We start from the raw sequence: 12,333 nt of genomic DNA on the forward strand, positions 1-12,333 counted from the left end.
CTACGGGCAGCAGGTCGTGCCGGCGAGCGCCTCGCCCGCACCGGCGCCGAGGCTACCGATCACGATCCCGATGGGTACCGCGAGCCCGACGAGCGCGGCGGCCCGTACGCCGAACGTCACCGCGGGCAGCAGCCGCAGCGCGCCGGCGGGATGATCGGCCACCGGCTGCTCGGCGGGCTGGTTGTTCTCGTCGTTACGGTCGGCGTCGTTGTGGTCGGCGGCGGTGTTGTGGTTCTCGTTCATCGTCGTCTCCTTGACGTCGGTGTTTCCGGGGGGTTGTGGTCAGGACGTGGGGGCCGGTTCGAGCAGCAGTGCCGACGGCACGCGCTCGGCCATGGCCAGGCGCAGCAGGCCGTACCCGATGCCGGCGAGGCCGGTCAGCAGGCCGGGGGTGAGGACACCGCCGGGCGTGCCGCAGGAGGGGCCGTGCCACTGGATCGCGTCGAGGACGAGGCCGGCGCGGCGGCGCCTGGCCGCCGCGGCACCCGGGTCCGCCGACTGTGTGGACAGGACGGTCAGCACCTCGGCGATGCCAAGCTCGCCGTGGCACAGGCTCAGGTCGCGGGGCACCGGCCGGTCGGCGAGCAGCCGGACCGTCCAGGCGAGCTCGTCGTCGGGGGTGCCGGCCAGGCAGCTGCGGGCCAGCGTGAGGCCGGCGTCTCCGCGGCACCAGCCGTACTCGACCTCGGCGCCGGTGTCCCGCCGCCGGCCGGCCAGGCGCAGCGCGCGCCGCGCGGCGTCGGCGTACGACGCACCGCCGCGCGCGGCGAACCGGTGCAGGGCCCAGCCGATCCCGGCCATGCCGTCGGCGAAGCCGAGCAGCCCGGTCGAGGCGCCGGCCTCGTCCACGGTGGACAGCATCCCGGCGAGCCGGTCGGCGCAGCGGGTGGCCAGCGCGGCGGCCGGCTCCAGTCCGGTCTCGGCGTGCACGGCGCTCATCGCGGCGAGGCATCCGGCGTAGCCGGTGGCCCAGTCCGCCGAGGACTCCACCTCGGCCGCGGCCGCGGCGAGCGTGACGGCGGTCGACGCCCACTCCCGGATGTTGGGATCGCCGAGAAGCGTGGAGAGCCGGGCCAAACCGTACGCGATGCCACCGAACCCGTGCAGGCCGCCGCAGCCGATCGCGGCGACGAGGTCGGGCCGGCCGGCCAGCGTCTCGTACAGGCGAGGTATCCCGCCAACCGCTCGGTGGGCAACCTCGGCGTAGCGCGGGACCCCGCTCAGCTCGGCGAGCTGGGCCAGGAAGAGGGCGACGCCCACGTAGCCGTTGGCGAGGCCGGCACCCATCGGCAGGACAAGCCACTGGCGGGAGTCGACGAGCTCGAGGCCGAGCCAGTTGACCCGTCCACGATCCGGGATGCCGCGGGCGACGAGCTGGTCGGCCAGGGCGCAGGCCGCCACGACCAGGCGGTCCGGCTGCGCGGCGGCGCCGCTGACGCGGCCCGGCATCGGCTCCGCGCCGAGGTGGCCGCGGTCGGGCCGGCGGGTCGCCAGCGTGGCCGAGATGATCCACTCCTGGTCCTGCCGGTCGACCTCGCCGAGGCCGGCGATCTTGTCGAGCGCCGCGTCCAGCCCGGACTGCCGCAGCGGCACCGGGAGCGGCTCGCCGCTGTCGGCGGTGAGCTCCCGGCTGGCCGGGCGGCCGGAGAACAGCGGCACGTCGCCGCGCCACATCGCGGAGATCTCGTGCCCCGGCAGCTGCGCCAGCAGCGGGTCGGCGTCCACGTTGGACCACAGCAGGCCGAGCGCCAGGTCGCGGTCGAGCGCGTCGTGCAGCACGTCGGGGTGGGTGGTCTCGTCGAGCAGGCTCTGGTACGTCCACGTGGGACGGACGACCACCCGCACCGGCATGCCGGCGCAGGCCCGGGCCAGCCCGGTGAACTCCTCCCGGCGGGCCGCGATCGCGTCGTACGCGACCCGGAAGCCGTCGAGCATCGCGCTCTCGTGCGCGCTCGCGTCGACCTCGCGGTCGCCCAGCCGGGGCCTGTTGGTCGTGCCGTCCACGGTGACCGCGCCGCGGGTCAGCCGCATCCGGTCGGTGCCGGCGTCCGCCCAGCTCACCGAGCTGGCGGGGGAGACGGACCCACCGTCACCGCCGACGCCGGACATGTCCAGGATGCCCTGCTCGCCGATCACGATCAGTGGCAGCAGCGCGGTGCGGTGCACCGAGTTGGCCAGCACGTCCGCGGCCGGGTCGCCGGTGCCGTCCACCGGGGACAGTGCCGGGTGGAACAGCGTCTCCACGTCCACGGCGACCGGCTGGTCGCCGTGCGCGATGAGGTTTTCGAAGTGGATGTCGGTGGCGTGCAGCACGTGCAGCACGGCGAGCAGCGCGCCCTGGCGGCGGAAGAACCGGTGCGCGGCGTCCGCGTCGGCGACCGGCGTGTGCGCGATGAACTCGCACCAGCCGTAGCCGGGCCGGGTGAGCGTGGCCACGCCGCGCAGCCCGATCCCGGGCGCCGCGCCGTCGAGCCAGTCGATGACCGTGTTCAGCCGGACCTGCGGTTCGAGGTCGCGCGGCTTGTACACGACGCTGCGCCCGTCTTCGAAGCGAAGGATCGCCGGCTGCCGCCCGCCGCGGTGGGCGTCGCCCAGGCCGCCGTCGACCGCGGTGACCGGGCCCGGGTCGGTGCCGCCGAACAGCGCGGCGACGAGGGCGGCGCGGTCCGCGACGAAGCGCTCCAGCAGCTCCACCATCGCCTCGGCGGCCGTCGTGGCGGCCTGCGCCAGGAGGCGGGCCAGCACCGGGTGCTCGGCCAGCAGGTCGGCCAGCGCGTCCGGTGCGGTCAGCCGCCGGACGAAGTCGGCGAAGCGGGCCCGCCCGTCCGCCCGGCCAGCCGGCCCGCGGCGCGCCGGCGGTGCAGGTCGGCGACGAGCGTGCGGACGGCGATCGCGACGAGCCGCTGCCGCAGCAGCGCGCCCAGCGTGTCCGCCATCGCCGCGATGTCCACGTCGCCGTGCGGCACCCGCGTCGCCGTCTCCTTGTGGAGGCGGTCCAGCGCGAGGTCGACGAAGGGCTGCAGCGGCACCGCGAGCGCCTCCCGCCAGTCCGCCGGTACCGGTGCGCCGGCGGGCAGGGCCACCGAGGCCCGCACCGCCGTCTCCACCGTCTCCACCCACTCGGGCCGGGCGGCCAGGGCGGCGAGCTCCGTGGCGTCCTGCGCGAGCAGGGCCCGCAGGCCGTCCTCGTCGAGGCCGAGGTCGGTGAGGCGGGTCGCGAGGCCGGGACCGTGCCCGGTCCGCCACCGCGCCAGCCGCCGGTCGCCGGTGGCGGGGTCGCCGCCGGTACCGGTCGCCGGGCCGGTCGCGCCCGCCAGGGCGGCCCGCTCGTGCAGGGCGAGTCCGCGGGCCCACCAGCCGACCGGCAGGAGAGCACCGGGTCCGGTGCTGGCTGCGGGAGCGGATGTCGTGGTCACGTAATGAACTTCCCACAGGGCCCTACGCAGGGGATGCGTAGTGACCACCCATATTTGTGTCGGTGGGTGTCGGGGTGTCGGTCCACGAATTTGAGTACGTCGCACGCATGCGTACCGGACGTGCGTACCGCGAGCATCCGTACATGTGATGGCCGCTTACGGCCCACGCGAAACGGAGCTAGCCATGGAGTTTCGAGTTCTCGGACCGGTCGGCGTCTGGAACCGTGGTGCGGAGGTGCCGTTGGACGGCGCCAAGCAACGAACGGTCCTCGCCGCCCTGCTGCTGTCCGGGGGCGGGCACTGCCCGACTCCCGCCTCTGCGAGCTGCTGTGGGGCGAGCACCCACCGGCCACCTACCCCGCCCAGATCTACAACTACGTGTCCCGCCTGCGTAAGTACCTCGGCCCGGACGTGGACATCCGCCGCCAGTGGTCCGGCTATGTGATCCACACCGGCGGCGGCCAGCTCGACCTCGCCGAGTTCGAACGGCTGTCCACGCGTGGCCGCGAGGCGCAGGAGAACCACCGCTACGAGGAGGCCGCCGACGCGTTCCACGCGGCCCTCGCGCTGTGGCGCGGCCCCGCCCTGATGAACGTCACCGAGTTCCTCGCCCGCGCCGAGACCCACCGCCTGGCCGAGCTGCGCATGGCGGTGCTGGAGCGCCGGGTGGAGACCGACCTGCTGCTGGGCCGGTACGCCCACCTCGTGCCCGAGCTCACCCGACTGGTGGGCGAGTACCCGCTGCACGAGAAGCTGCGCTGCCAGCTGATGACCGCGCTGTTCCGCACCGAGCGGCAGGCCGACGCGCTGGCCGTCTACCACGAGGGCCGCCGGGTGCTGTCCGACGAGCTCGGCGTCGAGCCGGGCCCGACGCTGGCCGCGACGTTCCGCGCGATCCTCACCGCCGAGCCGGCCCGCACCGGCCCGGCGACCGTCGCCTCCAGCTGGCACGCGGTCCGTCCGGCGATGCTGCCGCCGGCGATCGGCGACTTCACCGGCCGGGCGGCCGAGCTGGGCGCGCTGTCCGAGGTGCTGACCGGCGACCACGCGGCGACCGCCCAGGTGACCGGCATGGCGGGTGTCGGCAAGACCGCGCTCGCGCTGTACGCCGCGCACCGCGAGCGGGAGCGGTTCCCCGACGGCCAGCTCTACGCCGACCTCGGCGGCAACCGCGGCAACGCGGTGGAGCCGCGGGAGGTGCTCGGCTGGTTCCTGCGCAGCCTCGGCAACGCCGAGCCGGCCATCCCGCGCGGCCTGGACGAGCGGGTCCGCCTGTACCGCAGCCACCTCGCCGGGCGGCGCATGCTTGTCGTGCTCGACGACGCCGCCGACGACGCGCAGGTCCGGCCGCTGCTGCCGGGAGAGGCGGGCTGCCGGGTCCTCGTCACCTCCCGGGTGAGCCTGTCCGACCTGCCCGGCGCCGCCGTGGTCGAGGTCGGCACGCTCGGTACCGCCGAGGCCGTCGACCTGCTCGCCACCGTCGTCGGCAAGCGGCGGGTCGCGGGCGAGCCGGCCGCCGCCCGGCGCATCGTGCGGCTGTGCGGCTGGCTGTCGCTCGGCATCCGGGTCGCCGGCTCCCGCCTGCTGGCCCGGCCGCACTGGTCGCTGGCCTACTTCGCCGAGCGCCTGGCCGACGAGCAGTACCGCCTGGACGAGCTGCGACTGGGCACATTGGACGTTCGGGCCCGGCTCGACGGCTCGTACCTCGCGCTGGCCTCCCAGAGCCAGCTCGCGCTGCGCCGCCTGGCCCTGCTGGAGGTGCCGGACTTCGCCAGCTGGGCCACCGCCGCCGTGCTCGGCGTGCCCCGCCGCACCGGCGAGGAGGTCACCGAAAACCTCGTCGACGCGCGGATGCTGGAGGTCACCGGCCCGGACGGCGGAAACCGCCAGCGGCACCGCTTCCACGACCTCGTGCGCGTCTTCGCCCGCGAGAAGGCCGACCACGTCGACCGCATGGCGGTCGCCGCCAGCGCCCTCGCCCGTTGACCTTTCCCTGTTGATCAGGGACCTCGTGGGTGGACACGCCGGCCGGCGCGCCCGCCAACTCCCTGATCGACCGCGAGGGGCGGGGATAGAGAACGTATAGCCGCCGCCGCGACGGTCTTCTACGTGAAGACCGTCATGGCGGGAGGCTTCGTCACACCCGCGACCATTGAGCTGCAACGCGCCGACTCCGACGAGGTCGTCGCCCGGGTACGCCCCGATCCGGGCGACCCGGTGTTCGCCGGGCACTATCCGGGCTTTCCGCTCCTCCCCGGCGTACACATCTTCGAGTTCGTTGACCTGACCGCCCGCGCCGCCGAGCCCGACCTCATCCTCGACGAGATCGAGCTGTGCCGGTTCCTGCTGCCCGCCGGGCACGCGGACGACCTCGTCGTCCACGTCCGCCGGGACGGGCCGCGGCGCCGCGCCACGGTCGCCGCCGGCGGGGAGACCGTCGCCGAAGTGGTGCTGCGCTACCGGAACGGAGCCACGCCATGATGGGGATCGAGGAGATCAAGCGGATCATCCCGCACCGCCCGCCGATGCTGCTCGTCGACGAGGTGAGCGAGCTCGTGCCGCGGCGCCGGCTGGTCGGCGGCCTGACCGTCACCGGCACCGCGCCGCTGCCGATCTCGCTGCTGCTGGAGTCCTGGGGCCAGGCGGCCCTGGTGCTCATCCGGCACGACCGGCCCATGCCGAACGTGCTCACCGACGGCGTGCCGGTCGCCGGCGTCTTCGAGCGGATCCGGTACGGCCGCCCGGTCCTGCCCGGCGAGAAGGTCACCCACCGGGTCACCATGGACCGCCTGATCGCGGACACCGCCTTCCTGCGCGGCGACAGCGTGGTCGGCGACGAGGTCGTGCTGACCGTCGGCCGGCTCGTCGGCGCGATGCGCAGCGCGGAGTCGCTGCGCGCCGCCATCGCCGCCGGATCGGCGGTGACCGCGTGAGCGAGCGAGTTCGCGCGGCGGCGGAGGAAGACGGCGCCTTTGGCGCCGCACGAGCGAGCGAACCAGGAGGCGCTGTGAGCGAGCGAGTTGGCGCGGCGGCGTCTGGACGGAGCCGCCCCGCCGACGAAGTCGGGGTTTTCGGGGTGGCGGAGGAAGACGGCGCCTTTGGCGCCGCACGAGCGAGCGAACCAGGAGGCGCAGCGTGAGCGGGTCCTTGGTCGAGGCCGCCCGGCCGGTCGCGCTGGTCACCGGCGGCTCCCGCGGCATCGGCCGCGCCGTCGTGCTCCAGCTCGCCCGCGACGGGTACGACGTGAGCCTGTGCTACCAGTCCAACGAGGAGGCCGCCGAGCGGGTGGCCAAGGAGGCGGCCGAGTCCGGTGGCCGGGTGCTGGCCCGGCGGGTGGACGTCGGCGACGCCGACTCGGTCCGCGCGTTCGTCACCGAGACCGAGCGCGAGCTCGGCGACGTCGACGCGGTCGTCACGTCCGCCGGCATCATCCGCGACAAGCCGCTGGCCCTGATGGCCGACGCCGACTGGCACGCGGTCACCCGGGTCAACCTCGACGGCACGTACTACGCCTGCCGCGCGGTCATCCGCCGGATGATGCGGCGGCGGCGCGGCGCGATCGTCACGGTGTCCTCCGTGGCCGGTGTGTCCGGCAACGCCACGCAGACCAACTACTCCGCCTCCAAGGCCGGCATCATCGGCTTCACCAAGGCGCTCGCCAAGGAGGTCGGCCGGCACGGCATCCGGGTCAACGCGGTGGCGCCCGGCTTCATCGAGACCGACATGATCGCCGACCTGCCCGCCGCGCACACCGACGCGATGCGCAACCAGGTGTCGATGGGCCGCTTCGGGCAGGCCGAGGAGATCGCCGAGGTCGTCTCGTTCCTCGTCTCCGGCCGCGCCTCGTACCTGCACGGCCAGGTCCTCACGGTCGACGGCGGCATGGCCCTGTGATGTAGCGCGGCTATGAAGACCCGCGCACATGCTTCAGCCCGAAAGGAAGGTGAACGATGACGGCTACCTATGGTTCGACCATCACCGGGCTCGGCGCGTACCGTCCGCACCGGGTGGTCACGAACGCGGACGTGGTGCGCGAGACCGACGTGACCGAAGACTGGATCGAGGAGCGCACCGGGATCAGGACCCGGCACTCCGCCGGTCCGGACGAGACGGTGCCGGCGATGTCCGCGGAGGCCGGCGGCAAGGCGCTCGCCATGGCCAGCGTCGATCCGTCCGAAGTGGACCTCGTGATCCTGGCGACGGCGACGAAGCGGGACCGGATCCCCGGCGGCGCGCCCGAGGTGGCCAGCCGGATCGGCATCCCGGCCTGCGGCGCCTTCGACCTCAACGCGGCGTGCGCGGGCTTCGCGTACTCCGTCGCGATGGCCTCCAACGCGGTCCGCCTCGGCGAGGCCCGCAACGTGCTGGTGGTCGGTGCCGAGCACCTGACCGCGTACATCGACCCCGACGACCCGGCCACGTACGTCATCTTCGGCGACGGCGCCGGCGCGGCGGTCGTGTCCCGCTCGTCCACAAACGACATCGGCCCGGTGGTGTGGGGCAGCGACGGCGGCCGCGCGAAGATCCTCGGCACGAAGTGGGCCGACGACGGCCGCGAGTACGCCTCGATGAACGGGCCGCTCGTGTACCGCTGGTCCACCAAGAACGTCCCGCCGGTCGCCCGCAGGGCGTGCGAGCAGGCGGGTGTGGACATCGCGGACATCGACTGGTTCGTGCCGCACCAGGCCAACCTGCGGATCATCGAGCAGCTGTCCGAGATCCTCGGCATCCCCGACGAGAAGGTGGCGCGTGACGTCATCGAGACCGGCAACACCTCGGCGGCGTCCGTGCCGCTGGCGCTGAGCCGGCTGCACGAGAGCGGGCGCACCAAGCCCGGCGACACGGTGCTGCTGCTCGGCTTCGGCGCCGGACTCGCGTACGCCAGCCAGGTCGTCCGGATGCCCTGAACCGTCCGGAGACCCCCGCGGCTCCGGCAGTGCCATCCCCATCCAGTAGGGCCTCCACCGCCTAGAAGGGACCGTCCCATGAACCGTGACCAGGTGGCCAACGACGTCGAGCGGCTCACCCGCCAGCTGATGACCGACAACTCCGACCGCCCGATCGAGCCCAACGACACGTTCGCCGACCTCGGCCTCGACTCGCTCAAGCTCGTCGACCTGCTCGGCTCCGCCGAGATCCACTTCGACATCGAGGTGCCGGACGAGGAAGTCGGCAACTTCATCCGGGTACAGGACCTCACCGAGTTCGTCCTTTCCGCGAACTCGGTCGGCGCGGCGGCCTGAGCCGGTGACCGGAGACGTACGCGCGCTGTCGGCCGGCCAGCGGGCGATGTGGGCGCTGCACACGATCGCACCGGAGAGCGCCACGAGCAACGTGGTGACCGCGGCGATAGCGGCTCCCGCGCTCGACACCGGCATCCTGCGGGCGGCCGTCGGCGCCGTGCGGCAGCGCCACGACCTGCTCCGGTCGACGTTCCACGCGGCGGATCCCGGGCCGGTGCGGGCAGTGTCCCCACCCGGCCCGGGGGCCGTCGAGGTCCGCGACGTCGGCGCGGTCGACGACCCGCGGCTGCTCGCGCTGGTCCGCGAGGTCGGCGCGGCACCTTTGCGGCTGGCCGAGGACGGGCCGGCGCGGATCGTGCTCCTGCGCCGGCCGCACGACTGCGCGCTGGTCGTGGTCGTGCACCACATCGCGACCGACGGGCTGTCCCAGTGGGTGCTCTGGCGCGACCTGAGCGAGGCGTACCGGACCATCCACGGCGGCGGCACCGTCGACTGGGCGCCGCTGCCCGCCTACGACGACTTCGTCGCCAAGGAGCGGGCGATGCTCGACGGCCCGCGCGGCGCCGAGCTGCGCGCGCACTGGGAGCGCACCGCCGCCGGCGCCACGGCGGCCACCCTGCCCACCGACCGCCCCCGGCCGGCCCGGCGGTCCTACCGCGGCGCCGCGGTCTCCCGGCCCGTGCCGGACCGGCTCGCCGAGCGGGTACGGGCCCGCGCGGCGTCCGCCGGCGTGACACCCTTCAGCGTCCTGCTCGGCGTGTACGAAGGGCTGCTGTACCGCTACACCGGCCAGGCCGAGTTCACCATCGGCTGCCCCGTGTCGCTGCGCCGCGGCCGGGCCCTGCGGGAGGCCGTCGGGCTGCTCGTCAACCTTGTCGTGCTCCGCTCCTCGTTCACCCCGGCGACCACGTTCGCCGAGGCGTTCGCGGCGGCGCAGCGCCAGGTGTCCGGCGGGCTCGCCCACGCGGCGTACCCCTTCGCGCTGGTCCAGCCGCCCGGGCCGGACCGGGAGCCGCTGGTGCGGGCCACGTTCACGATGCTCGCCCGGCAGCCCGGCGACACCCTCTCCGACGGCGACCACGGCTTCGCCGGGCACCACATGCGCCGGCTGTCGATGCCGTGGGACGAGGGGCAGTTCGACGTCGCGGCGACCGTGCGGGAAGGGCTGGACCGCTCGCTGTCCGTCGAGCTCAGCTACGACACCGACCTGTTCGACGCCCCGACCGTCGACCGGCTGCTCGGCCACTACCTCGGCCTGCTCGGCGCCGCCTGCGCGGCACCGGACCGGCCCGTGTCCCGAGCGTCCATGGTGGACGAAGCCGAGCGGCGCGCGCTGCTGGCGCTCGGATCGGCGGTATAGGGGCCGTATAGCGGGCGCCGGCAGATTGTCCGCAGACACACGCGACGAACCCTTGAAGGGAGGACAGCGTGCAGCAGGGAATTCTCTCGACCGTCGGCAACACGCCGCTCGTGCGGCTGGATCGCTTGGTTCCCGGTACCTCCCAACAGATCTACGCGAAGCTGGAGCGCTTCAACCCCGGCGGCAGCATCAAGGACCGCGCCGCCCTCAACATGCTGCGCGGCCGGGTGGAGTCCGGCGAGCTGGTGCCGGGCCGTTCGGTGGTCGTCGAGTCCAGCTCCGGCAACCTCGCGATCGGCCTGGCGCAGATCTGCGCCTACTACGGCATCCGGTTCATCTGCGTGGTGGACCCCAAGACGACCCGGCAGAACCTCGCCATCCTGCGGGCGTACCAGGCGGAGATCGAGATGATCGGCGCGCCGGACCCGCAGACCGGCGAGTACCTGCCGGCCCGGGTCCAGCGCGTGCAGGAGCTGCTGGCCTGCCTGCCGCACGCCTACCGTCCCAACCAGTACGCCAACCCGCTCAACGCCGCCGCCCAGCGCCAGACGATGGCCGAGATCGTGGCCCAGCTGGACGGCCGGGTCGACTACCTGTTCCTGTCCACCGGCACCTGCGGCACGCTCGTGGGCTGCGGCGACTACCTGCGGGAGCGGGGGCTGCCCACCCGGATCGTGGCGGTCGACGCGGTCGGCAGCGCCATCTTCGGCCAGGCGCCGCGGCCGCGGCTCATCCCGGGGCACGGCGCGTCGGTCATCCCGCAGCTGGCCGGCTCCGCCGCGCCGGACGAGGTGACCTACGTGTCCGACCTGGACTGCGTGGTCGGCTGCCGGCTCCTGGTCAACCGGGAGGCGGTCCTGGCCGGCGGCTCGTCCGGTGCCACCGTCTCGGCGCTGCTGCGGTACCTGCCGGAGATCCCGGACGGCGCGACGTGCGTGCTGATCTTCCCGGACAACGGCGACCGCTACCTCGACACCATCTACTCCGACGACTGGGTGACCGAGCACTTCGGCGAGGTCTCCCACCTGTGGAAGGACGAGACATGCTGATCGTCGGCCGGTCCGCGGTGCGGCGCATCCTCGACGGCGCCGACCCGGAGGTCGTCCGGGTGGTCGAGCGGGCCTACCGCCTGCACGAGCAGGGTGGCACCAGCGTGCCGCACTCGGTGTTCCTGCGCTTTCCCGACGGCGGCTTCCCGGACGCGGCGCGCAGCCGGATCATCGGCCTGCCCGCCTACGTGGCGAGCGAGCCGCCGGCCGCCGGGCTCAAGTGGATCTCGTCGTTTCCCGCCAACATCACCCGCGGCGTGGAGCGGGCCAGCGCGGCGATCGTGCTCAACTCGCTCGCGACCGGCCAGCCGACCGCGCTGGTGGAAGGCTCGGTGATCTCGGCCCGCCGCACGGCGGCCAGCGCCGCGCTCGCCGCCGACCTGCTGACCCGCCACCACCGCCCGGACGGGCTGTCCCTGATCGGATGTGGCCTCATCAACGCGCAGGTGCTGCGCTTCGTCGCCGGCGTGGTACCGCTGCCGTCCCTGGCGGTCTTCGACCTGGATGAGGCGCGCGCCGAGGCGTTCGCCGAGAAGGCGTCCCGGCTGCTGCCGGACACCCCGGTCGCGGTGGCGCCGACGGCCGAGAAGGCGCTCGCCGCGCACCGCCTCACCTCCCTGGCCACCACCGCCGCCACCCCGCACCTGTCGCTGGCCTCGTGCCCGCCGGACGCGGTCGTGCTGCACCTGTCCCTGCGCGACCTGGAGCCCGGCGACCTGCTCGGCGCGTACAACGTCGTCGACGACGCCGACCACGCCTGCCGCGAGCTCACCTCGCTGCACCTGGCGCAGCGGCTCACCGGCGGCCGCGACTTCATCCACGCCACGATCGGCGGCCTGGCCGGCGGGCAGCCGCTCCCGCCCGCCGACGGCCGGCCGGTGGTGTTCTCGCCGTTCGGCCTCGGCGCCCTCGACATCGCGCTGGCCGAGCACGTGCGCGCCGAGGCGCAGCGCTGCGGTCTCGGCACGCGGGTCGACGACTTCCTGACCGACTGACCAATACACCGTCCACAACAGACAGAGCGAAGGAGACAGCGCGATGAGCGACGACCGTGCCTACCAGGTGGTCCGCAACGACGAGGAGCAGTACTCGATCTGGTGGACCGACCGCGACCTGCCGGCCGGCTGGCACGCCGAGGGCACCGAGGGCACCCGCGAGGAGTGCCTCGCCAAGATCGGCGAGATCTGGACCGACATGCGCCCGCTGAGCCTGCGCCTGCGGATGGAGGCGGCCGGCTCCGCCGCGTGAGCCGGCCACCACCCCGA

Annotated in this window: 13 protein-coding genes; 10 read left to right on the forward strand and 3 right to left on the reverse strand. The window is 74.0% G+C overall.

Annotation, left to right across the window (positions count from 1 at the left end; translation table 11 throughout):
- The 3 genes from Phou_RS32525 to Phou_RS53335 are packed head-to-tail and all read right to left on the reverse strand — an operon-like array spanning position 1 to position 3,416.
- A complete protein-coding gene (locus tag Phou_RS32525) occupies positions 1-243 on the reverse strand; it encodes a hypothetical protein (protein ID WP_173063264.1) in 243 nt (80 codons plus the stop codon).
- A gap of 39 nt (positions 244-282) precedes the next feature.
- Positions 283-2,790, reverse strand: a complete 2,508-nt coding sequence (locus tag Phou_RS32530) for a type 2 lanthipeptide synthetase LanM family protein (RefSeq protein ID WP_246274097.1) — start codon at positions 2,788-2,790, stop codon at positions 283-285.
- Entirely contained in the window at positions 2,787-3,416 is a 630-nt protein-coding gene (locus Phou_RS53335) for a hypothetical protein (RefSeq protein ID WP_246274003.1), read from the reverse strand. Before Phou_RS53335 ends, Phou_RS32530 begins: the two co-directional genes overlap by 4 nt.
- 378 nt (positions 3,417-3,794) lie before the next feature.
- On the opposite strand from Phou_RS53335, the gene Phou_RS50690 reads away from it, so the two are divergent.
- The 10 genes from Phou_RS50690 (at position 3,795) to Phou_RS32585 (ending at position 12,316) form a co-directional block, all read left to right on the forward strand.
- Entirely contained in the window at positions 3,795-5,402 is a 1,608-nt protein-coding gene (locus tag Phou_RS50690) for a BTAD domain-containing putative transcriptional regulator (RefSeq protein ID WP_178134986.1), read from the forward strand.
- A gap of 123 nt (positions 5,403-5,525) precedes the next feature.
- Complete coding sequence (locus Phou_RS32545) at positions 5,526-5,897, forward strand: ApeI family dehydratase (RefSeq protein ID WP_173063267.1); 372 nt, start codon at positions 5,526-5,528, stop codon at positions 5,895-5,897.
- Entirely contained in the window at positions 5,894-6,349 is a 456-nt protein-coding gene (locus Phou_RS32550) for a 3-hydroxyacyl-ACP dehydratase FabZ family protein (RefSeq protein WP_173063270.1), read from the forward strand. Before Phou_RS32545 ends, Phou_RS32550 begins: the two co-directional genes overlap by 4 nt.
- 202 nt (positions 6,350-6,551) lie before the next feature.
- Positions 6,552-7,310, forward strand: coding sequence for a 3-oxoacyl-[acyl-carrier-protein] reductase (fabG, locus tag Phou_RS32555; RefSeq protein ID WP_246274004.1), 759 nt, complete (start codon positions 6,552-6,554; stop codon positions 7,308-7,310).
- 56 nt (positions 7,311-7,366) lie between these two features.
- Entirely contained in the window at positions 7,367-8,323 is a 957-nt protein-coding gene (locus tag Phou_RS32560) for a beta-ketoacyl-ACP synthase III (RefSeq protein ID WP_173063273.1), read from the forward strand.
- Positions 8,324-8,401: 78 nt separating this feature from the next.
- Positions 8,402-8,659: an acyl carrier protein gene (locus tag Phou_RS32565; protein ID WP_218579298.1), complete on the forward strand. Its 258-nt coding sequence runs from the start codon at positions 8,402-8,404 to the stop codon at positions 8,657-8,659.
- Positions 8,660-8,663: 4 nt separating this feature from the next.
- Entirely contained in the window at positions 8,664-10,019 is a 1,356-nt protein-coding gene (locus Phou_RS32570; RefSeq protein WP_173063276.1) for a condensation domain-containing protein, read from the forward strand.
- Positions 10,020-10,099: 80 nt separating this feature from the next.
- Positions 10,100-11,068, forward strand: a complete 969-nt coding sequence (gene sbnA / locus Phou_RS32575; RefSeq protein WP_218579396.1) for a 2,3-diaminopropionate biosynthesis protein SbnA — start codon at positions 10,100-10,102, stop codon at positions 11,066-11,068.
- A complete protein-coding gene (sbnB, locus tag Phou_RS32580; RefSeq protein WP_173063282.1) occupies positions 11,062-12,063 on the forward strand; it encodes a 2,3-diaminopropionate biosynthesis protein SbnB in 1,002 nt (333 codons plus the stop codon). The genes sbnA and sbnB overlap by 7 nt, the downstream gene beginning before the upstream one ends.
- Before the next feature lie 43 nt (positions 12,064-12,106).
- Entirely contained in the window at positions 12,107-12,316 is a 210-nt protein-coding gene (locus tag Phou_RS32585; protein WP_173063285.1) for an MbtH family protein, read from the forward strand.
- Positions 12,317-12,333: the final 17 nt, after the last annotated feature.

Origin of the sequence: Phytohabitans houttuyneae, from assembly GCF_011764425.1 — a bacterium.
Lineage (GTDB): Bacteria > Actinomycetota > Actinomycetes > Mycobacteriales > Micromonosporaceae > Phytohabitans > Phytohabitans houttuyneae.

Bases quoted from the DNA above. Each gene is read 5' to 3' on its own strand.
- Phou_RS32525 (WP_173063264.1), bottom strand. From the start codon at position 243: ATGAACGAGAACCACAACACCGCCGCCGACCACAACGACGCCGACCGT.
- Phou_RS32550 (WP_173063270.1), top strand. From the start codon at position 5,894: ATGATGGGGATCGAGGAGATCAAGCGGATCATCCCGCACCGCCCGCCG.
- Phou_RS32560 (WP_173063273.1), top strand. From the start codon at position 7,367: ATGACGGCTACCTATGGTTCGACCATCACCGGGCTCGGCGCGTACCGT.
- Phou_RS32585 (WP_173063285.1), top strand. From the start codon at position 12,107: ATGAGCGACGACCGTGCCTACCAGGTGGTCCGCAACGACGAGGAGCAG.
- sbnB (WP_173063282.1), top strand. From the start codon at position 11,062: ATGCTGATCGTCGGCCGGTCCGCGGTGCGGCGCATCCTCGACGGCGCC.
- Phou_RS32565 (WP_218579298.1), top strand. From the start codon at position 8,402: ATGAACCGTGACCAGGTGGCCAACGACGTCGAGCGGCTCACCCGCCAG.